Here is a 17,802-nt window from a genome sequence, read left to right on the forward strand (position 1 = left end):
TTTTGCCGGATAGCGGCGTAAAGGCCGCTATCCGGCATTTCGCCAGGCGTTACTTCTGCTGAACGCCTTCTACTGAGATTATAAGCTCAACCTCTTGTGATGCCGGGCCGAGATCGGTAGTTATATTGAAATCCTTCAGCTTAATTTTTCCTTCGGCCTCAAAGCCCGCGCGCTTACCGCCCCACGGATCGTCGCCCTGACCCATCAGCTTCGCTTCCAGCGTCACCGGTTTAGTCACGCCATTGAGCGTCAGATTGCCGGTAATATCCAGTTCATCGCCCTCTTTTTTCACGCTGGTAGAGGTGAAGGTTGCCTGCGGGAATTTCGCAACATTAAGAAATTCCGCGCTACGCAGGTGTTTGTCACGTTCTGCATGGTTAGTGTCGACGCTATTGGTGTTGATGGTCACATTCACTTTGTCTGCCGACGGATTTTTTTCGTCAAAAGTGAACGTGCCGTCGAAATCTTTAAAGGTGCCGTACAGCCAGCTGTAGCCCAGATGCTGGATGCGGAAATTGACGAACGCATGTTGGCCTTCTTTATCAATTTTATACTCCGCCGCCACGGCGGAACCGGTCGTGAATAACAAGGATGCGAGGGTGAATCCCAGCAGGTTTTTTTTCATTTTTGAGCTCCATAGTCAGATGACGACATTCCTGTCATACGTTTCAGTGTGTCGTCTTTATCGATGAAATGGTGTTTTAGCGCCATAACCCCATGCGAGAGCGAGATAATGACCAGCGACCAGGCAAACCACAGATGCAGCGTTCCGGCGATGTCAGCCTGCGCACCCGCGTCCGTAAGCGTGGCCGGAATCTCAAACCAGCCAAAGACGCTAATCGGTTTACCATCGGCGGTGGAAATCAGGTAGCCGCTAATGATTATCGCAAAGAGCAGGAGATACAGGAGGAGATGGCCCGCGGCGGCGCCAGCGCGCGTTAAACGGGAATAGCTGGCCAGCGCAACGGGCGGTGGCGAATAAAGCCGCCAGATAATACGCACGATCAGCGCCATCATCAGTAATATGCCAATACTTTTATGTATTTCCGGTGCCTGGTGATACCAGCCGTCGTAATAACTGAGCGTGACCATCCATAAACCCAACGCAAACATGCCATAGACCACCAGGGCGGTCAGCCAGTGGAGCGCGGCGGAAACCACGCCATAACGCTGTGGAGTATTTTTAAATTGCATAAACACACCAATGAATATTTCACGAGAGAATGAAAATGGCGTGGAAAAGCGCCGAATGCAACTTATAAATAAGAATTTGAATGATATTTATTTTTATTTCAATAATTTTGATGTTGTTTGCGGTTCAGCTTCAGAAGTTTCGAGATATTTCCCCCTGCTAACCGCGCAACGGCAGGAACTGGCATTATTGCCGTGCTTCAACGTTATGAAATAAAAAGTGAGGAACTTTCAGGAAGTGTCAGTTAACGTCAATGAAAAGCAATCAGAAGAAAAGGAGATAAACAATATCCATCACCGCCAGCAGCGACCAAAGAATAACGTAAAGCATGAAATGTTCGCGAATATTATTCATCAGAAAATGAAAGAGACGACGCATAGCTTACCTTAATAAACAGCCCCTTTACGGGGCCGACAAATTATTGGCTAAAACGGGAAAGCCGGAACGGCGTCAGATCAAAGGAGGGCGTTTTTTCCAACGCAAAATCCGCAGCGATTTCTCCTAACACCGGGGCGAATTTAAAACCATGTCCGCTGAGTCCAGTGATGACAAGCGTATTCTCATGGCCAGGCAGCGTATCGATAATAAAATCCTCGTCCGGCGAATTATCATAGGTACATGCCGCCCCATGTAAACAACCGCCGATACCCGGCAGTACGTTACGCAGGAAAGGAAATGCTTCCGCGCCATCGCTGGCAACGGCGGCAAAGGGCTTGCGCTCTTCCTGAGTCTGTATTCGCTGTCCGCCATTGTGTTTGCCGATTTTTAACTCGTCGTTCTCCGCCGGGAAGCCGTAATATTGATCGCCGTTGGGCATTTCGCCGGTAAAGGCCGGAAAGCGGTTTTTAGTGCTGTAACGTCCATCCGCCTTAAACCAGGCAAAGACTTTACGTACGGGCTGAACGGGCAGCTCCGGTATCAGCGCTTTGACCCAGGTGCCCGCGCTAATCAGCGCCTTGCTGGCGTGGTAGCTGCCTTCACTCGTCTCTATCGTCACACCGTTATCATCATGGTGAATATGGCTTACCGGGCTGTTGAATAGCTGTGCGCAGCCTGCCTCTCGGGCCAGACGAAGCCATGTGGTAATGGCTAATTCGCTGCGCAGGAAACCGGAGTCAGCTTCAAACAGCCCGATATAATTATCGGGCACGCGAATTTCCGGCCAGCGCGTCATGAGGGCCGTCGCGTCCAGGCGCTCGACGTTCAATTGCCACTGTTGCGCGCTTCGTGCGACGTTGGCTAAGAAAGCGGAATCGGCCGGGCCGAGGTTAACGACGCCGGAGCGGACAAAAATAGGCTCTTCATTGTGTGTGGAGAGTTCATCCCAAAGCGCCTGGGCGCGAAGCACCAGCGGGACATATTTTTCGCCTTCACCATAAGCGTGGCGGATAAGTCGGGTATCGCCGTGATGGCTGCCCTGTTGATGAGGCGGCATATGCGCATCGGTCATCAGGACCTTTAGCCCGGCGCGGGTGGCGTAATAACCAGCGGCGGCGCCAACCGAACCGCTGCCGATAATAATAAGGTCGTATTTCATCAGCTTCTCTCTGCTATCGCGATGATTTCAGGGTAAATAACTGCGCTGAGATATACAAGCCAGAAATAAGTGAGGCACCTTACGGTGCCTGAGAGAGGGGGAGCGCGTCACGCTAATGGCGACGATACTCGTTTTCCTGGTAATCACCTGATTCTATTTTGGCGATGCCGGCTTCTAATATTGAAATAAATTGCCTGGCTACATCTGTCGTTAACCAGAGCGTTTGACCAACTTCAGTCCCTTCCGGTTCCGGACGATTTGGGGTCTGGTAATGTAAACGCAGCATCAGCGCATCATAGCTATCGACGGTGCTGATGTCCCATCCTACAAGCGGATGGGTCTGAATGACTTCATTATTCTTTTCCATCATGCCCCCCTGGTACGTGTTATAAGACAACGGTTCTCGAGGTTCAATGCGTGTTTTTCTTCTGAAGCAACTTCAGTATACCAATTAATAAGGCTATTCACTGTGTTTTTAAAGAGACCGGAGGATAAATTTCTCTTTTTAAGAATTATATGAACAATAAAGCGGCAGTTCATTCATATTTTTTTAGGATGTTGTGCAATTATTTTGAGGGTCAGGCGAAATAATCATCAGTTGCGCAAATAAAAAAGCCGGGGCGACCCGGCAAACATACATCACTGCATATCATTTTTTATTCATTGATGAACCAGTCATCAGCGCTCTCCCAGGTCTCCTGGAGAATCTCGCTAATGCGTTCTTTGTCCTCTTTTGATGCGCCCATGACGGACAAGTTGTTGGCGGTAGCGTAACGCACGGTGACGTTACCCAAATTCTCCGGAAAATGATGGCTAATACGGCGGGAGAGTTCGCCCGCCAGCGCATCAATCGCACCGGCAGGCAGAGGTGACGTTTTGGCTATAGTGACTTCAATACGCATAATGGCCCCCTGTTGAATATACTGGATATATATACAGTTAAATCCAATATATAGCAACAGGTAAGCGCATTTTTTATTTTTTTACTGACCAGCGTACTGTTTCACCCGCTAAAAAAGGCACCAGCGAATCATCAGCCAGCGCGATATTTTCCGGTATCTGTTGTTCATCGCGAACCAGTTCCACCCACCCCGTATTCACCGGCAGGCCATAGAATTGCGGGCCATTCAGTGAACAGAACGCCTCAAAGTGCGCCAGCGCGTTCATTTCCTCAAACACGGCGGCATAACTGCCAAGGGCGGAGGGGGCGTTGAAACAACCGGCGCAGCCACAACTGGTCTCTTTACGATGACGTGAATGCGGCGCTGAATCCGTCCCCAGGAAGGCGCGCGTAAAACCACTGGCGACCAGGTCGCGTAACGCCTGCTGGTGAATATTGCGTTTCAGAATCGGCAGACAGTACAGGTGAGGTCGAATGCCGCCGACCAGCATATCATTACGGTTAAACATTAAATGTTGAGGCGTAATGGTAGCCGCCAGGTTGTCGTTGCCGTCACGTACATACTGCGCGGCATCTTTGGTTGTGATGTGTTCAAAGACCATTTTAAGCGCGGTCAGACGCTGGCGTAGCGGTTCCATTACGGTGTCGATAAAACGCGCTTCACGATCGAAGATATCAACCTCCGCATGGGTCACCTCACCGTGGACCAGCAATGGCATTCCGAGTTTTTCCATCCGCTCCAGTACTGGCATGATAGCGTCGACTGACGTTACGCCATGGCTGGAGTTAGTGGTGGCATTGGCCGGGTAAAGCTTAGCCGCAGTAAACACGCCTTCATGGAAACCACGCTCCAGTTCATCGGCATCGAGCGAATCCGTTAAATAGCAGGTCATTAACGGCGTGAAATCATGCCCGGCGGGCACCGCATCGAGAATACGCTGACGGTAGGCGATCGCTGCATCAACGGTCGTGATGGGGGACGCCAGGTTCGGCATCACGATAGCGCGACCATAAATTTCGCTGGTATAGGGTACGACCGTTTTTAACATGTCGCCATCGCGAAGGTGAACGTGCCAGTCGTCCGGGCGGCGGATCTTTAAAACCTGGGATGGTGCAGTCATTAATAAACTCCGGCTGAGGAATAGTCTTTTTGCCGGAAACAAAGGATAAGCGGAAACGTTTTCGTTTGCACGTAAAAAAAGGGCGCGAGCGCGCCCTCCGATATCAATTGGTGAAAGGAATAACGATTTCACCAGGTTTAACTTCAATGCCTTTCGCGAGTTTCTTCGCTAACGCTTCGCCTTTACTACTGTCCTCACGCAACACGTAAGCGGGCCGCTGGTTAAAGTAGCTACGTAAAGACTGATTTAAATAGGGCAGGAGCGTTTGTAGCACCGATTGCATTTTCTCCGGCGTCACGGTGGCGTCTACTACTTCCATTTCCTGAAGATAGATGGCGCCTTTTTCTTTATCAAAGACCGGCAGGGCTTTTAGCTTGAGTTTCATCGTCGCTTTTTGACTGCCAAACAGGGAATTCATATCCAGCCTGGCATCGCCAGTAAGGGTGACTTTATTAGGCTCTTCCCGACCAATCTGGCTGGCAAGGTTAGTCAATACGATATGCGCGTCGGCAATGCCGGGCAGACCAATATCTTTTGAGAAATTATTCCGTTTTTCAAGCGCTTGATTGATTTCTTGTTCGCTAATGGTGTATTGCGTAAGTTGATTACAACCCACTAACAGGCCGCTAACTACCAGCGCAGCGGCAAAAAAAAACTTTTTCATGGCGTTCCTTAGCATGTTGCCTGTGCCCTAATCTTGACACAAAGCAGCATGTCGCACCAGCGGACATAACGCCACTAGAAAAAGCTGAAAAAGGCGGCAAGAAAGGGTTGCCGCCTGGCGGGCGTTAGATAGCCATTGAGGAGAGTAAATTAATTTGCGTCTGCTTTGCCATATTATCGCGATAGTCCGCGACTTTTGTCGGCCAGTGGATACTGGCGACCAGGGTCAGATTACGCAGAAGCGGAAACAGATGAATATCATCTTCCGATAATTCGCCGTTGACGGCGTTAGGCTGTACGATGAGTTTATCCAACAAACGTAAATCATCGCCGATCTTTTTAATCAGTCCGGCTGAGTGCGCGAGATGGTTGTCAAAACTGCCAGATGAGGCCTCTTTTTTGCGGATAAAATACTGGCGCGCCGCAGGGGTAGAAAATTCATCGAAAGCGGATTTTGCAAATCGCGGCAGCAGTAGCTGATTAACGTAACCGTTAACTTTGCGCAACCACTCTTCAATGGCTGGATTGCGTTTCCCGGTTAACAGCGGTTTGCCGTCGAGGTTGTCGACATAATGTACAATATCCATACTTTCAGGAAGGTAGCGACTATCATCTTTTTGCAGGATGGGCACCATCTTTTGACCAATCATCCGGGTGGGCGTCGCCTCGTCGTCATTTTGTAACACGTTAAGTTCAACGGGGATGTTCTTCAGGCCGAAAATCATGCGGGCTTTAACGCAGAAAGGGCAATGATCGTAAATATAAAGCTTCACGTTTCTCCTCCATTTGACTGTCGGTTCCTGACCAGTATGGAGGAGATAGCGACAGGTATCAAATCAGGCGTCGGGTTCCAGCATCCGGCGCGGCGTGCGTTTATGACTAAACTGCCAGCCTAAAGCCAAAAAGGTGATAAAGCCGACAATACCGAGCATCATCCACGGTAGTTCAGGCTGCGCAAGCGCTTTACCCATATCAAACAACCAGCCGCCGCCGATATAACCAATCGCGCCGCCAATGGCTAATCCCAGACGGCTAAAGCCCATATAGCTTCCCCGCGCCCTCGCGTCCGCGAGCGACGCGCTGAGCGTTTCGCGCGCCGGTTCGGCGATAACCGAGCCGATGTAGAAAGCGCAAATAAGCGTAAAAAGCTGCTGTAAATTGCCCACCATCCCGATGGGGATCATGCTCAGCGACATGACGAGCAAACCGGCCATCAGCCGATGCTCTAGCCGAAAACGCTTTTCGCTCCAGCGGGCAATCGGGTAGAGCAACGTCAGCGAGAGACACGCCTCTATAGCGTACATCCATTTCACGGCAGCAGGCGAACCGGCGATATCGTTTACCATAATCGGCAGCATTAACATGACCTGTACCGCCAGCATATAGTAGCCCGCCAGCGTCAGCACGTAGGTGACAAACCTTTTATCGCTCATGACGCGGCGCATTCCTTCACGTACCGGCGTTCTGACCGTTGATAGCTTCCAGGCCGGAAGCAGCCATGCGTTGAAAAGGGCGCATAATATGAACAAAATAGCGCCCGTCGCGCAGACCAGGCGAAAATCGTATTGTAGCAACCAGCTTCCCAGCAGCGCGCCAATCACCGCGCCCGCGCTGTCCTGCATCATCAACAGAGAGAAGAAGCGGCCCCGTTGCTCCGGACGAATTAATTTGACCACCAGCGCTGAGCGCGGCGGGTCAAAAAGCGTACCGCCGAGACCGGAAAGAAAGCAGGAAAACCACAAGAGCCAGGGCTCATGCGCGATACCCATGGTGGCAAAGCCTGCGGCGCGCATCAGCATACCGGTGACAATCATCGGTTTCGCGCCAAAGCGATCGGCGATGGCGCCGCCAAAAATGCCCAGACCTTGTTGAATAAACTGACGCAGGCCGAGCGCGATCCCTACCATTACGGCAGCCCACCCCATTTGATCGACAAAGCGAATAGAGATGAGCGGGAAGACGACGAAAAAACCCAGCACCACTAACATGTTATCGATGAGAAGAAAATATTTACCCAGGTTCCTCGCCTGCGAGACGCGCGACATTTCCCCTCCCGGGAAATAAAAGATGAGCGTCTTCTATTCTGCGGCGGCGTTTCGTTTTTTCCTACCGTTAGCGGGACAATATTTTTTTATCAAAAGTCCTTTTTAATCGAGAGTTTTCATCAAAATGTGGCAGCAATTCAAAAAATGACGATTTGCGCTTTTCACAGAGCCTGGTTGCGCAGGTATAGTAATGTTACTGGCGTGCTGAAGACGTTACAGGAAGGAGTAGGTATAGAATGTTTGGCTATCGTAGTAACGTGCCAAAAGTGCGCTTAACCACCGATCGTCTGGTGGTACGTTTAGTGCATGAGCGTGATGCCTGGCGTCTGGCCGATTATTACGCGGAAAATCGTCATTTTTTAAAACCCTGGGAACCGGTCCGTGATGAAAGTCATTGTTATCCTTCAGGATGGCAGGCGCGTCTGGGAATGATCGGTGAATTTCACAAACAGGGCTCCGCCTTCTATTTCGCGCTGCTTGATCCGGAAGAAAAAGAAATTATCGGCGTGGCGAATTTTTCCAATGTGGTGCGCGGTTCTTTTCATGCCTGTTATCTGGGCTATTCCATTGCGCAAAAGTGGCAGGGGCAAGGGCTGATGTTTGAAGCCCTAACCGCTGCGATTCGCTATATGCAGCGCACTCAGCATATCCACCGTATCATGGCGAATTATATGCCGCACAACAAACGTAGCGGCGCGTTGCTGGCGCGGCTTGGTTTTGAAAAAGAAGGCTATGCGAAAGATTACCTGTTGATCGATGGACAATGGCGCGACCATGTCCTGACGGCGTTAACCACGCCGTTATGGACGCCGGGGCGTTGAGCGGCTTACGGAATGAGAGGCAAAGGGAGAAAACGATGAAATATGAATTAACCGCCACTGAAGCGCGAGTGATTGGCTGTCTGCTGGAAAAGCAGGTGACAACGCCGGAACAGTATCCGCTTTCCGTCAACGGGGTGGTGACAGCCTGTAATCAGAAAACCAACCGTGAACCGGTGATGAATCTGACGGAACAAGAGGTACAAGAACAGCTCGATAACCTGGTGAAACGCCATTTCTTACGCACGGTCAGCGGGTTTGGCAACCGCGTCACCAAATATGAACAGCGCTTCTGTAATTCCGAATTTGGCGATCTGAAACTTAGCGCGGCGGAAGTGGCGCTCGTCACTACGCTGCTGCTGCGCGGCGCGCAAACGCCCGGCGAGTTGCGTAGCCGGGCGTCGCGGATGCATGAATTCAGCGATATGGCGGAAGTTGAATCCACGCTGGAACGGCTTGCCAGCCGTGAGGATGGCCCGTATGTCGTCCGTCTGGCGCGTGAACCGGGTAAGCGCGAAAGCCGCTATATGCACCTTTTTTGCGGCGACGTCGATGACCTGTCTCTCCAGACGTCTGCGCCGGAAAGTGCGTCGGGCGATCTTCAGTCGCGCGTCGAAGCGCTGGAAAGCGAAGTGGCGGAGTTAAAGCAGCGGCTGGATTCTTTGTTAGCTCACCTGGGAGAGTAATGTGAGAACATTACGGATTGGCATTGTCGGATTAGGCGGTATTGCGCAGAAGGCCTGGCTGCCGGTATTAACCAACACCGCCGGATGGACGCTACAGGGCGCCTGGTCTCCTTCGCGGGATAAAGCCTTACGTATCTGCGAAAGCTGGCGCATACCGTATGTGGATTCGCTGGCGAATTTAGCGTCCGGCTGCGATGCGGTCTTCGTCCACTCCAGTACCGCAAGCCATTATGCCGTGGTCAGCGAACTTCTCAATGCCGGCGTCCATGTCTGCGTGGATAAACCGCTGGCGGAAAATCTACGTGATGCCGAACGGCTGGTGGCGCTGGCGGCGCAAAAAAAATTGACGCTGATGGTTGGCTTTAATCGCCGTTTCGCGCCGCTGTACCGCGAACTGAAGACGCGCCTCGGCACTGCGGCGTCACTGCGTATGGATAAACATCGTACCGATAGCGTCGGGCCGCACGACTTACGTTTTACTTTGCTCGATGACTATCTGCATGTCGTGGATACCGCTCTGTGGCTGGCGGGCGGCGAGGCGCGCCTTGCCAGCGGCACGTTGCTCACCAGCGAGTTCGGCGAAATGTGCTATGCGGAACATCATTTTTCCGCCGACAAACTACAAATTACCACCAGTATGCACCGGCGCGCCGGAAGTCAGCGTGAATCGGTCCAGGCCGTCACCGACGGCGGGCTGTATGACGTGACGGATATGCGTGAATGGCGCGAAGAGCGCGGGCAGGGTATTTTCATCAAACCCATTCCGGGTTGGCAAACGACGCTTGAACAGCGTGGTTTTGTCGGATGCGCGCGGCATTTCATTGACTGCGTACAAAATCAGACGGTTCCGGAAACGGCGGGGGAGCAGGCGATTTTGGCCCAGCGCGTCGTGGAGGCGCTGTGGCGGGACGCCATCAGCGAATAATCCTCTGTAACATCTGGCGGTAGTAATTCATCGTAATCCAGGTACTATACCCTCAATAATTCGAGTTGCAGAAAAGCCAACGCACATGCAGCTCGAAGTATGGCGGGTATATATGCCCACTCTACATAATACCTCTTTTCACAGTGAATAATGGCAAACCGTGGGGAGTCTGTAAGGCCTGATAAGACGTTTTAACGTCGTCGTCAGGCGCGGTGATACAGCCGGATACGGCAGAAGTTGCGTTATCCGGTCGATGGATCAGCCATGCAGGAGTTTTACGCCAGGGTCTGGAATACAAAAGAAATGAATTTATTGAAATCGCTGGCTGCCGTCAGCTCGATGACTATGTTTTCACGCGTGTTGGGTTTTGCCCGTGATGCGATTGTCGCCAGAATTTTTGGCGCAGGGATGGCGACCGACGCCTTTTTTGTGGCGTTTAAACTCCCTAATTTACTACGCCGGATCTTTGCCGAAGGCGCTTTTTCTCAGGCCTTTGTGCCTATCCTGGCGGAATATAAGAGCAAGCAGGGTGAAGAAGCGACGCGGATCTTTGTCGCTTACGTTTCCGGCCTGTTGACGCTGGCATTGGCCGTCGTGACGGTGGCCGGTATGCTGGCCGCCCCGTGGGTGATTATGGTAACCGCGCCGGGTTTTGCCGATACTGCGGATAAATTCGCGCTGACGACGCAACTGCTGCGGATTACGTTTCCCTATATTCTGCTGATCTCGCTGGCTTCACTGGTTGGCGCCATTCTCAACACCTGGAATCGCTTCTCTATTCCCGCTTTTGCGCCGACATTTCTTAATATCAGCATGATCGGTTTTGCATTATTCGCCGCGCCATACTTTAATCCGCCGGTGCTGGCGTTAGCCTGGGCAGTCACTGTCGGCGGCGTGCTGCAACTGGTGTATCAACTTCCGTATTTGAAAAAGATCGGTATGCTGGTGCTGCCGCGCATTAACTTTCGCGACACCGGGGCGATGCGGGTGGTCAAACAGATGGGGCCGGCGATTTTGGGCGTTTCCGTCAGTCAGATCTCCCTTATCATCAATACCATTTTCGCCTCGTTTCTGGCCTCTGGCTCGGTTTCATGGATGTACTATGCCGATCGGTTGATGGAGTTCCCGTCCGGCGTGCTGGGCGTGGCGTTGGGGACCATCCTGTTGCCGTCATTGTCGAAAAGCTTTGCCAGCGGCAATCATGATGAGTACTGCCGCCTGATGGACTGGGGGCTGCGTTTGTGCTTTTTACTGGCGTTGCCGAGCGCGGTAGCGTTAGGCATTCTGGCGAAGCCGCTGACGGTCTCGCTGTTTCAGTACGGTAAATTCACCGCCTTTGATGCGGCAATGACGCAGCGGGCGTTAATCGCCTATTCGGTGGGGCTGATTGGCTTGATCGTCGTAAAAGTGCTGGCTCCGGGCTTCTATTCTCGCCAGGATATTAAAACGCCGGTGAAAATCGCCATCGTGACGTTAATCATGACGCAGTTAATGAACCTGGCGTTTATTGGACCGCTGAAACACGCCGGGCTGTCGCTCTCTATTGGTCTGGCGGCATGTCTCAATGCGTCGCTGCTGTACTGGCAACTGCGCAAACAGAATATCTTTACGCCACAACCGGGCTGGATGTGGTTCCTGATGCGTCTGATCATTTCCGTACTGGTGATGGCTGCCGTATTGTTCGGCGTGTTGCATATTATGCCGGAGTGGTCGCAAGGGTCGATGTTATGGCGTTTGCTACGTTTGATGGCGGTAGTGATTGCAGGTATCGCGGCCTATTTCGCCGCGCTTGCCGTGTTGGGCTTTAAAGTGAAAGAGTTTGTTCGCCGGACGGCGTAAATTCAGTGCCTGATAGCGCTGTGCTATCAGGCCTACAAGGCATTCAGGCCGGAAAGGCGCAACGTCGCCATCCGGCAATGATTAGATAGAAATTTTTTTACCGCCGCGGTGAGAGACGGAAGTCTGACCGTCAGCCCCGTACAAGGTCGGCTCCTGGTGAGGTTTCAGCACCTCCAGCGCCTGTTGATTACGCTCGATTTGCCCTTCCAGCAGCCAGCCGTTGTGCTGGTTGAGGTCGCGAAGATGCTGCGTTTTTTCGGTAATCGCCTGCCAGCGCTCTGCAATGTCATCGTTTGCGCTACGCTGCGCATTCTGCTCCAGACGGCGCTGTTGTTCCAGATAATCCAGCGTCGCCAGCAACGAGCTTTTTTCTTCTGTAATACGCTGTAGCTGGCTGCCGTTAATCTGGCCTACGGAAAGCTGTTGTTGCTCGGCGTCCATCACCGTCTTCAGGTCATTCAGGACGGTGGTCATCTGGTCAAGTATTTCTGACAAACGAGTCATACGCTTATTTACTCTGTAAGTAGCTCTGCGCCTCGCGAATGAGCGAGTCTGCTATTTTTCCCGTATCCATTTTTAACTCACCGTTACGGATAGCCGTTTTTAATGCTTCGACGCGTTCCATATTAATGTCGCTGACGCCTGGCTGCATGAGCTTCGCTTGCGCGTCGCTTAACGTTACGCTGGCGCTCGTCGCGGCGGACGTTTTTTCCTGACGCGTTTTTTGTACCGGCGTGTCGCTGGTTTCGCGCGTCTGGACAGTGCTAACGGGTTTCAAAGGTGAGGTACGGTCAATGCTCATTTATTTATCCTCATCGAGGGTTACGTTGTAGCGGCCAGCTACCATCATGGTTGAATATCTCATCGGCAGCCGCGACAAAATCTTTACACAATTATAGGTTAATAAGAATATTCCCATCAGAATCGACGGTTCCACTCACGATTTGACCCGATGTCATGCGCACGCGCGCATTTTGCGCGACGGCGGCATTATTCATCGCCTGACCTTCCGCATTGACGCTAAACCCCTCGCCATTGGCGATGACCTGTACTCGTTGCCCCGCTTTGACGCGCCAGGCCTGACGTATCATCGTAAGCTGTACCGGCTGCCCGGGAGCGAGATCGCGCAAACTGACGGCATCCTGAATCTGACGGATATCCAGTACCGTCCGCGGCGGTAACTGATCCAGCCTGCCACGTTTTAGCGTGACGTTGGCTGGCGTCAATTTTCCGCCGCGCGCGACGGGCGCGGCAACGGCGACATAATTGCCGGTCGCTTGCACATTCACCTGCAAATAACGTTTTTCATTGGCGCAGCGCGCCACCACATTGACGTTGCCCCACAGCTTCGCGCTGCCCGTCATGCTGAAGGCTGGCTGCTCGCAGCTCGGCAGCAGATTGGGCGGTGAGCGGAGCGTGACAACCACCTCATCGCTGAAGCCAGCCAGACGCTGGGAAAACCACGTGGTCAGTTGGGCGTTGATGTCCTGCGCCATTGTCAGGGGGCTGAACAGCAAAGCCGCCACGGCGAATCCTCGTTTTAACGTTTGCATGGTACTTCCCCCTGGTTGATGTCATGACAGGATTCTACCCGTGTGAAGCAAGCATCAACGCAATAAATAGCGACGCATTTTGCGTTTATTCCGGCGATAACGCGCGCGTGAAGGCATTTAAGCTGTCGGCTGAATTTTGCCATTTGCGGAGGAGATATGCTCGACAGGCTCGATGCCGCCTTACGATTTCAGCAGGAAGCGCTAAATCTGCGCGCGCAACGTCAGGAAATATTAGCGGCGAATATCGCCAATGCCGATACGCCGGGGTATCAGGCGCGCGATATTGATTTTGCCAGTGAGTTAAAAAAAGTGATGGTGCGCGGGCGGGAAGAAACCGGCGGCGTCGCGTTGTCGTTGACTTCCTCTCGCCATATTCCCGCCCAGGCGGTCTCTTCTCCCGCAGTGGATCTGCTTTACCGCGTACCCGATCAGCCTTCTTTGGATGGTAACACCGTAGATATGGACAGGGAACGTACGCAGTTTGCGGATAACAGTCTCAAATATCAGATGGGGCTTACCGTTCTGGGTAGCCAACTCAAAGGCATGATGAATGTGCTACAGGGAGGAAACTAATTCGTGGCGCTGTTAAACATTTTTGATATTGTCGGATCGGCGCTTGCCGCACAGTCCAAGCGGTTGAACGTTGCGGCCAGTAACCTGGCGAATGCGGATAGCGTCACCGGCCCGGACGGACAGCCTTATCGCGCCAAACAGGTGGTTTTTCAGGTGGACGCCGCGCCGGGGCAAGCCACTGGCGGGGTAAAGGTCGCCAGCGTGATTGAAAGTCAGGCACCGGAAAAGCTGGTTTATGAGCCAGGCAATCCGCTGGCGGACGCTAATGGTTACGTCAAAATGCCCAACGTCGATGTGGTCGGCGAAATGGTCAACACGATGTCAGCCTCGCGCAGCTATCAGGCAAATATCGAAGTCCTGAATACCGTAAAAAGCATGATGCTTAAAACGCTGACATTAGGCCAGTAAAGGAGGCGCGTATGTCTATTGCCGTAAATATGAATGACCCGACCAACACGGGCGTCAAAACGACGACCGGCAGCGGGTCGATGACCGGAAGCAACGCTGCCGATCTGCAAAGCAGTTTCCTGACCTTACTGGTCGCGCAATTGAAGAACCAGGACCCGACTAACCCATTACAAAATAATGAGTTAACGACACAGTTGGCGCAAATCAGTACCGTGAGCGGCATTGAAAAACTGAATACGACGCTGGGGGCTATTTCCGGGCAAATCGATAATAGTCAGTCCCTACAGGCGACCACGCTGATTGGACATGGCGTTATGGTGCCTGGCACCACAATTCTGGCGGGTAAAGGTGCGGAAGAAGGGGCCGTGACGTCCACGACGCCGTTTGGCGTGGAATTGCAACAGCCTGCGGACAAAGTGACGGCAACCATTACCGATAAAGATGGCCGGGTGGTACGGACGCTGGAGATCGGTGAGTTGCGAGCCGGGGTACACACCTTTACCTGGGATGGTAAGCAAACGGACGGAACAACGGTACCGAATGGTTCTTACAACATTGCGATTACCGCCAGCAATGGCGGGACGCAACTGGTGGCGCAGCCGCTGCAATTCGCTCTGGTACAGGGCGTGACGAAGGGCAGTAACGGCAACCTGTTGGATCTGGGTACCTACGGCACCACCACACTCGACGAAGTTCGGCAAATAATCTAAGCCCTTACACTTATCAGGAGTCAGTCATGTCTTTTTCTCAAGCGGTTAGCGGCCTGAACGCTGCGGCCACCAACCTTGATGTTATCGGTAATAACATCGCCAACTCCGCCACCTATGGCTTTAAGTCCGGTACGGCATCATTTGCCGATATGTTCGCCGGTTCTAAAGTGGGGCTGGGCGTAAAAGTGGCGGGGATTACCCAGGATTTTACCGACGGTACGACAACGAACACCGGGCGCGGGCTGGATGTTGCGATTAGCCAGAACGGTTTTTTCCGCCTGGTAGACAGCAACGGTTCCGTGTTCTATAGCCGCAACGGCCAGTTCAAACTGGACGAGAACCGTAACCTGGTCAATATGCAGGGGATGCAGTTGACCGGCTATCCGGCCACCGGTACGCCGCCGACCATTCAGCAGGGGGCGAATCCTGCGCCGATCACCATTCCGAACACGCTGATGGCGGCGAAATCGACCACCACCGCGTCAATGCAGATCAACCTGAACTCGACGGATCCTTTACCGTCTAAAACGCCCTTTAGCGTGAGTGATGCGGATTCGTATAACAAAAAAGGCACCGTCACCGTTTATGACAGCCAGGGTAATGCCCATGACATGAACGTCTATTTTGTGAAAACCAAAGATAATGAATGGGCCGTGTACACCCATGACAGCAGCGATCCTACAGCCACAGCGCCAACGACGGCGTCCACTACGCTGAAATTCAATGAAAACGGGATTCTGGAGTCTGGTGGTACGGTTGACGTCGAAACTGGTGAAATTAATGGCGCGACTAAGGCCACCTTCTCCCTCAGTTTCCTTAACTCTATGCAGCAGAACACCGGGGCTAACAACATCGTCGCCACCAATCAGAACGGCTATAAGCCAGGCGACCTGGTGAGCTACCAGATTAACAACGACGGCACCGTGGTTGGCAACTACTCCAACGAGCAGGAGCAGGTGCTGGGGCAGATTGTGCTGGCTAACTTCGCCAACAACGAAGGTCTGGCATCCCAGGGCGATAACGTCTGGGCGGCGACGCAGGCCTCCGGGGTTGCGCTGCTGGGGACTGCCGGTTCCGGCAACTTCGGTAAGCTGACGAACGGCGCGCTGGAAGCCTCTAACGTGGATTTGAGTAAAGAGCTGGTGAATATGATCGTCGCGCAGCGTAACTACCAGTCAAATGCGCAGACCATCAAAACCCAGGACCAGATCCTCAATACGCTGGTTAACCTGCGCTAAGCGCCTGACGGGATAGCTTAATGGATCACGCAATTTATACCGCCATGGGGGCGGCCAGCCAGACGCTTAACCAGCAGGCGGTAACGGCCAGCAACCTGGCTAATGCCTCAACGCCGGGCTTTCGCGCGCAGCTTAACGCGCTACGCGCGGTGCCCGTTGATGGCCTCTCTTTAGCAACGCGCACGCTGGTTACGGCGTCGACGCCCGGGGCGGATATGACCCCGGGTCAGTTGGACTACACGTCCCGCCCGCTGGATGTTGCGTTGCAGCAGGACGGCTGGCTGGTGGTGCAAGCGGCGGATGGCGCTGAAGGATATACCCGTAACGGGAATATCCAGGTGGGGCCGACCGGGCAGTTAACCATTCAGGGACATCCGGTTATCGGCGAAGGCGGCCCGATTACCGTTCCTGAAGGGTCGGAAATCACCATTGCGGCAGACGGCACGATCTCCGCGCTCAATCCCGGCGACCCGCCAAACACGGTGGCGCCCGTTGGGCGACTGAAGCTGGTCAAAGCGGAAGGCAATGAGGTGCAGCGGAGCGATGACGGTTTATTCCGCCTTACCGCCGAGGCACAGGCTGAACGCGGGGCGGTACTGGCCGCCGACCCGTCAATTCGCATTATGTCGGGCGTGCTGGAGGGCAGTAACGTCAAGCCGGTTGAGGCCATGACCGACATGATCGCCAACGCACGTCGTTTTGAAATGCAGATGAAGGTTATCACCAGCGTAGATGAGAACGAAGGGCGAGCTAACCAACTGCTGTCGATGAGTTAATACAGGACATTTTATGATCAGTTCATTATGGATCGCCAAAACCGGTCTGGACGCGCAGCAAACCAATATGGATGTGATTGCCAATAACCTGGCAAACGTCAGCACCAATGGTTTTAAGCGTCAGCGCGCGGTATTTGAAGATCTGTTGTATCAGACCATCCGCCAGCCGGGCGCGCAGTCGTCCGAGCAGACGACGCTGCCTTCAGGGCTGCAAATCGGTACCGGCGTGCGTCCGGTCGCCACGGAGCGTCTGCACAGTCAGGGGAACCTGTCGCAGACCAACAACAGTAAAGATGTGGCGATTAAAGGGCAGGGCTTTTTCCAGGTCATGCTGCCGGACGGTACGTCTGCCTATACCCGCGACGGCTCTTTCCAGGTGGATCAGAATGGTCAACTGGTGACGGCGGGCGGTTTTCAGGTGCAGCCGGCAATCACCATTCCGGCCAACGCGTTAAGCATCACGATTGGCCGCGACGGCGTGGTCAGCGTTACCCAGCAGGGGCAGGCCGCGCCGGTTCAGGTCGGGCAGCTTAACCTGACCACCTTTATGAACGACACCGGGCTGGAAAGCATCGGCGAGAACCTCTATATCGAAACGCAATCGTCCGGCGCGCCGAACGAAAGCACGCCGGGGCTCAACGGCGCGGGGTTGTTGTATCAAGGGTATGTCGAAACGTCGAACGTTAACGTGGCGGAAGAGCTGGTGAACATGATTCAGGTTCAACGCGCCTATGAAATTAACAGTAAAGCAGTATCGACGACCGATCAGATGCTGCAGAAACTGACGCAACTCTAAGGGGCCGCCGGTGGGGGATAC

General features: G+C 53.2%; 23 protein-coding genes. 10 read left to right on the top strand and 13 right to left on the bottom strand.

What is annotated here, in order from left to right:
* Positions 1-49: 49 nt before the first annotated feature.
* The 10 genes from ACLD11_RS12315 to mdtH form a co-directional block, all read right to left on the bottom strand.
* Entirely contained in the window at positions 50-625 is a 576-nt protein-coding gene (locus ACLD11_RS12315) for a YceI family protein (protein ID WP_000739886.1), read from the bottom strand.
* Positions 622-1,194, bottom strand: a complete 573-nt coding sequence (locus ACLD11_RS12320) for a cytochrome b (RefSeq protein ID WP_202099002.1) — start codon at positions 1,192-1,194, stop codon at positions 622-624. Before ACLD11_RS12320 ends, ACLD11_RS12315 begins: the two co-directional genes overlap by 4 nt.
* Positions 1,195-1,456: 262 nt before the next feature.
* Complete coding sequence (locus ACLD11_RS12325; RefSeq protein ID WP_001253282.1) at positions 1,457-1,570, bottom strand: YceO family protein; 114 nt, start codon at positions 1,568-1,570, stop codon at positions 1,457-1,459.
* A gap of 40 nt (positions 1,571-1,610) precedes the next feature.
* Positions 1,611-2,729: an N-methyl-L-tryptophan oxidase gene (gene solA, locus ACLD11_RS12330; RefSeq protein ID WP_411011642.1), complete on the bottom strand. Its 1,119-nt coding sequence runs from the start codon at positions 2,727-2,729 to the stop codon at positions 1,611-1,613.
* Between the two features lie 112 nt (positions 2,730-2,841).
* A complete protein-coding gene (bssS, locus tag ACLD11_RS12335; protein WP_000414441.1) occupies positions 2,842-3,096 on the bottom strand; it encodes a biofilm formation regulator BssS in 255 nt (84 codons plus the stop codon).
* Between the two features lie 289 nt (positions 3,097-3,385).
* Entirely contained in the window at positions 3,386-3,631 is a 246-nt protein-coding gene (gene dinI / locus ACLD11_RS12340; protein ID WP_411011643.1) for a DNA damage-inducible protein I, read from the bottom strand.
* A gap of 73 nt (positions 3,632-3,704) precedes the next feature.
* Positions 3,705-4,751 carry a dihydroorotase gene (gene pyrC, locus ACLD11_RS12345; protein WP_411011644.1) on the bottom strand — a complete coding sequence of 349 codons (1,047 nt, stop codon included), beginning with the start codon at positions 4,749-4,751 and terminating at the stop codon, positions 3,705-3,707.
* A gap of 103 nt (positions 4,752-4,854) precedes the next feature.
* On the bottom strand, positions 4,855-5,415 hold the full coding sequence (locus tag ACLD11_RS12350) for a lipoprotein (RefSeq protein WP_000713054.1): 561 nt from the start codon (positions 5,413-5,415) through the stop codon (positions 4,855-4,857).
* Positions 5,416-5,539: 124 nt separating this feature from the next.
* A complete protein-coding gene (grxB, locus tag ACLD11_RS12355) occupies positions 5,540-6,187 on the bottom strand; it encodes a glutaredoxin 2 (protein ID WP_151353746.1) in 648 nt (215 codons plus the stop codon).
* A 63-nt stretch (positions 6,188-6,250) separates the two neighbouring features.
* Positions 6,251-7,459: a multidrug efflux MFS transporter MdtH gene (gene mdtH / locus ACLD11_RS12360; RefSeq protein WP_411010632.1), complete on the bottom strand. Its 1,209-nt coding sequence runs from the start codon at positions 7,457-7,459 to the stop codon at positions 6,251-6,253.
* A gap of 236 nt (positions 7,460-7,695) precedes the next feature.
* On the opposite strand from mdtH, the gene rimJ reads away from it, so the two are divergent.
* The 4 genes from rimJ (at position 7,696) to murJ (ending at position 11,727) form a co-directional block, all read left to right on the top strand.
* Complete coding sequence (rimJ, locus tag ACLD11_RS12365; RefSeq protein ID WP_000468204.1) at positions 7,696-8,280, top strand: ribosomal protein S5-alanine N-acetyltransferase; 585 nt, start codon at positions 7,696-7,698, stop codon at positions 8,278-8,280.
* 35 nt (positions 8,281-8,315) lie between these two features.
* Positions 8,316-8,963, top strand: coding sequence for a YceH family protein (locus ACLD11_RS12370; protein WP_183060571.1), 648 nt, complete (start codon positions 8,316-8,318; stop codon positions 8,961-8,963).
* Between the two features lies 1 nt (position 8,964).
* Positions 8,965-9,888: a Gfo/Idh/MocA family protein gene (locus ACLD11_RS12375; RefSeq protein ID WP_411014962.1), complete on the top strand. Its 924-nt coding sequence runs from the start codon at positions 8,965-8,967 to the stop codon at positions 9,886-9,888.
* A gap of 303 nt (positions 9,889-10,191) precedes the next feature.
* Positions 10,192-11,727 (top strand): murein biosynthesis integral membrane protein MurJ, encoded by a 1,536-nt coding sequence (gene murJ / locus ACLD11_RS12380; protein WP_001537775.1) that lies wholly within the window; start codon positions 10,192-10,194, stop codon positions 11,725-11,727.
* Between the two features lie 81 nt (positions 11,728-11,808).
* Here the strand turns inward: murJ and flgN are convergent, their stop codons facing one another.
* The 3 genes from flgN to flgA all read right to left on the bottom strand — a co-directional run bounded on the left by flgN (position 11,809) and on the right by flgA (position 13,280).
* Complete coding sequence (gene flgN / locus ACLD11_RS12385) at positions 11,809-12,231, bottom strand: flagella biosynthesis chaperone FlgN (protein WP_000197547.1); 423 nt, start codon at positions 12,229-12,231, stop codon at positions 11,809-11,811.
* A 4-nt stretch (positions 12,232-12,235) separates the two neighbouring features.
* Positions 12,236-12,529: a flagellar biosynthesis anti-sigma factor FlgM gene (gene flgM, locus ACLD11_RS12390; protein WP_000020893.1), complete on the bottom strand. Its 294-nt coding sequence runs from the start codon at positions 12,527-12,529 to the stop codon at positions 12,236-12,238.
* 91 nt (positions 12,530-12,620) lie between these two features.
* A complete protein-coding gene (gene flgA, locus ACLD11_RS12395; RefSeq protein WP_001194076.1) occupies positions 12,621-13,280 on the bottom strand; it encodes a flagellar basal body P-ring formation chaperone FlgA in 660 nt (219 codons plus the stop codon).
* A 156-nt stretch (positions 13,281-13,436) separates the two neighbouring features.
* Here flgA and flgB point away from each other — a divergent pair, with 156 nt between their 5' ends.
* Genes flgB through flgG form a run of 6 tightly spaced genes read left to right on the top strand, consistent with a single transcriptional unit; the run spans position 13,437 to position 17,781 of the window.
* A complete protein-coding gene (gene flgB / locus ACLD11_RS12400; protein ID WP_000887042.1) occupies positions 13,437-13,853 on the top strand; it encodes a flagellar basal body rod protein FlgB in 417 nt (138 codons plus the stop codon).
* A 3-nt stretch (positions 13,854-13,856) separates the two neighbouring features.
* Positions 13,857-14,261 (top strand): flagellar basal body rod protein FlgC, encoded by a 405-nt coding sequence (gene flgC, locus ACLD11_RS12405; RefSeq protein WP_411014963.1) that lies wholly within the window; start codon positions 13,857-13,859, stop codon positions 14,259-14,261.
* 11 nt (positions 14,262-14,272) lie between these two features.
* On the top strand, positions 14,273-14,971 hold the full coding sequence (flgD, locus tag ACLD11_RS12410; protein ID WP_000020450.1) for a flagellar hook assembly protein FlgD: 699 nt from the start codon (positions 14,273-14,275) through the stop codon (positions 14,969-14,971).
* Between the two features lie 26 nt (positions 14,972-14,997).
* On the top strand, positions 14,998-16,209 hold the full coding sequence (gene flgE / locus ACLD11_RS12415; RefSeq protein WP_079981453.1) for a flagellar hook protein FlgE: 1,212 nt from the start codon (positions 14,998-15,000) through the stop codon (positions 16,207-16,209).
* A gap of 20 nt (positions 16,210-16,229) precedes the next feature.
* Complete coding sequence (locus ACLD11_RS12420; protein ID WP_000349278.1) at positions 16,230-16,985, top strand: flagellar basal body rod protein FlgF; 756 nt, start codon at positions 16,230-16,232, stop codon at positions 16,983-16,985.
* 13 nt (positions 16,986-16,998) lie between these two features.
* On the top strand, positions 16,999-17,781 hold the full coding sequence (flgG, locus tag ACLD11_RS12425; protein ID WP_000625851.1) for a flagellar basal-body rod protein FlgG: 783 nt from the start codon (positions 16,999-17,001) through the stop codon (positions 17,779-17,781).
* Positions 17,782-17,802 lie beyond the last annotated feature (21 nt).

It is taken from the genome of Salmonella sp. 741265116_PST, from assembly GCF_046567715.1.
GTDB classification, from domain to species: Bacteria; Pseudomonadota; Gammaproteobacteria; order Enterobacterales; family Enterobacteriaceae; genus Salmonella; species Salmonella enterica.

Coding starts and splice junctions, on each gene's coding strand:
- ACLD11_RS12315 (WP_000739886.1), bottom strand. CDS start 625: ATGAAAAAAAACCTGCTGGGATTCACCCTCGCATCCTTGTTATTCACG.
- ACLD11_RS12320 (WP_202099002.1), bottom strand. CDS start 1,194: ATGCAATTTAAAAATACTCCACAGCGTTATGGCGTGGTTTCCGCCGCG.
- ACLD11_RS12325 (WP_001253282.1), bottom strand. CDS start 1,570: ATGCGTCGTCTCTTTCATTTTCTGATGAATAATATTCGCGAACATTTC.
- solA (WP_411011642.1), bottom strand. CDS start 2,729: ATGAAATACGACCTTATTATTATCGGCAGCGGTTCGGTTGGCGCCGCC.
- bssS (WP_000414441.1), bottom strand. CDS start 3,096: ATGGAAAAGAATAATGAAGTCATTCAGACCCATCCGCTTGTAGGATGG.
- dinI (WP_411011643.1), bottom strand. CDS start 3,631: ATGCGTATTGAAGTCACTATAGCCAAAACGTCACCTCTGCCTGCCGGT.
- pyrC (WP_411011644.1), bottom strand. CDS start 4,751: ATGACTGCACCATCCCAGGTTTTAAAGATCCGCCGCCCGGACGACTGG.
- ACLD11_RS12350 (WP_000713054.1), bottom strand. CDS start 5,415: ATGAAAAAGTTTTTTTTTGCCGCTGCGCTGGTAGTTAGCGGCCTGTTA.
- mdtH (WP_411010632.1), bottom strand. CDS start 7,459: ATGTCGCGCGTCTCGCAGGCGAGGAACCTGGGTAAATATTTTCTTCTC.
- rimJ (WP_000468204.1), top strand. CDS start 7,696: ATGTTTGGCTATCGTAGTAACGTGCCAAAAGTGCGCTTAACCACCGAT.
- ACLD11_RS12370 (WP_183060571.1), top strand. CDS start 8,316: ATGAAATATGAATTAACCGCCACTGAAGCGCGAGTGATTGGCTGTCTG.
- murJ (WP_001537775.1), top strand. CDS start 10,192: ATGAATTTATTGAAATCGCTGGCTGCCGTCAGCTCGATGACTATGTTT.
- flgN (WP_000197547.1), bottom strand. CDS start 12,231: ATGACTCGTTTGTCAGAAATACTTGACCAGATGACCACCGTCCTGAAT.
- flgM (WP_000020893.1), bottom strand. CDS start 12,529: ATGAGCATTGACCGTACCTCACCTTTGAAACCCGTTAGCACTGTCCAG.
- flgA (WP_001194076.1), bottom strand. CDS start 13,280: ATGCAAACGTTAAAACGAGGATTCGCCGTGGCGGCTTTGCTGTTCAGC.
- flgB (WP_000887042.1), top strand. CDS start 13,437: ATGCTCGACAGGCTCGATGCCGCCTTACGATTTCAGCAGGAAGCGCTA.
- flgD (WP_000020450.1), top strand. CDS start 14,273: ATGTCTATTGCCGTAAATATGAATGACCCGACCAACACGGGCGTCAAA.
- flgE (WP_079981453.1), top strand. CDS start 14,998: ATGTCTTTTTCTCAAGCGGTTAGCGGCCTGAACGCTGCGGCCACCAAC.
- ACLD11_RS12420 (WP_000349278.1), top strand. CDS start 16,230: ATGGATCACGCAATTTATACCGCCATGGGGGCGGCCAGCCAGACGCTT.
- flgG (WP_000625851.1), top strand. CDS start 16,999: ATGATCAGTTCATTATGGATCGCCAAAACCGGTCTGGACGCGCAGCAA.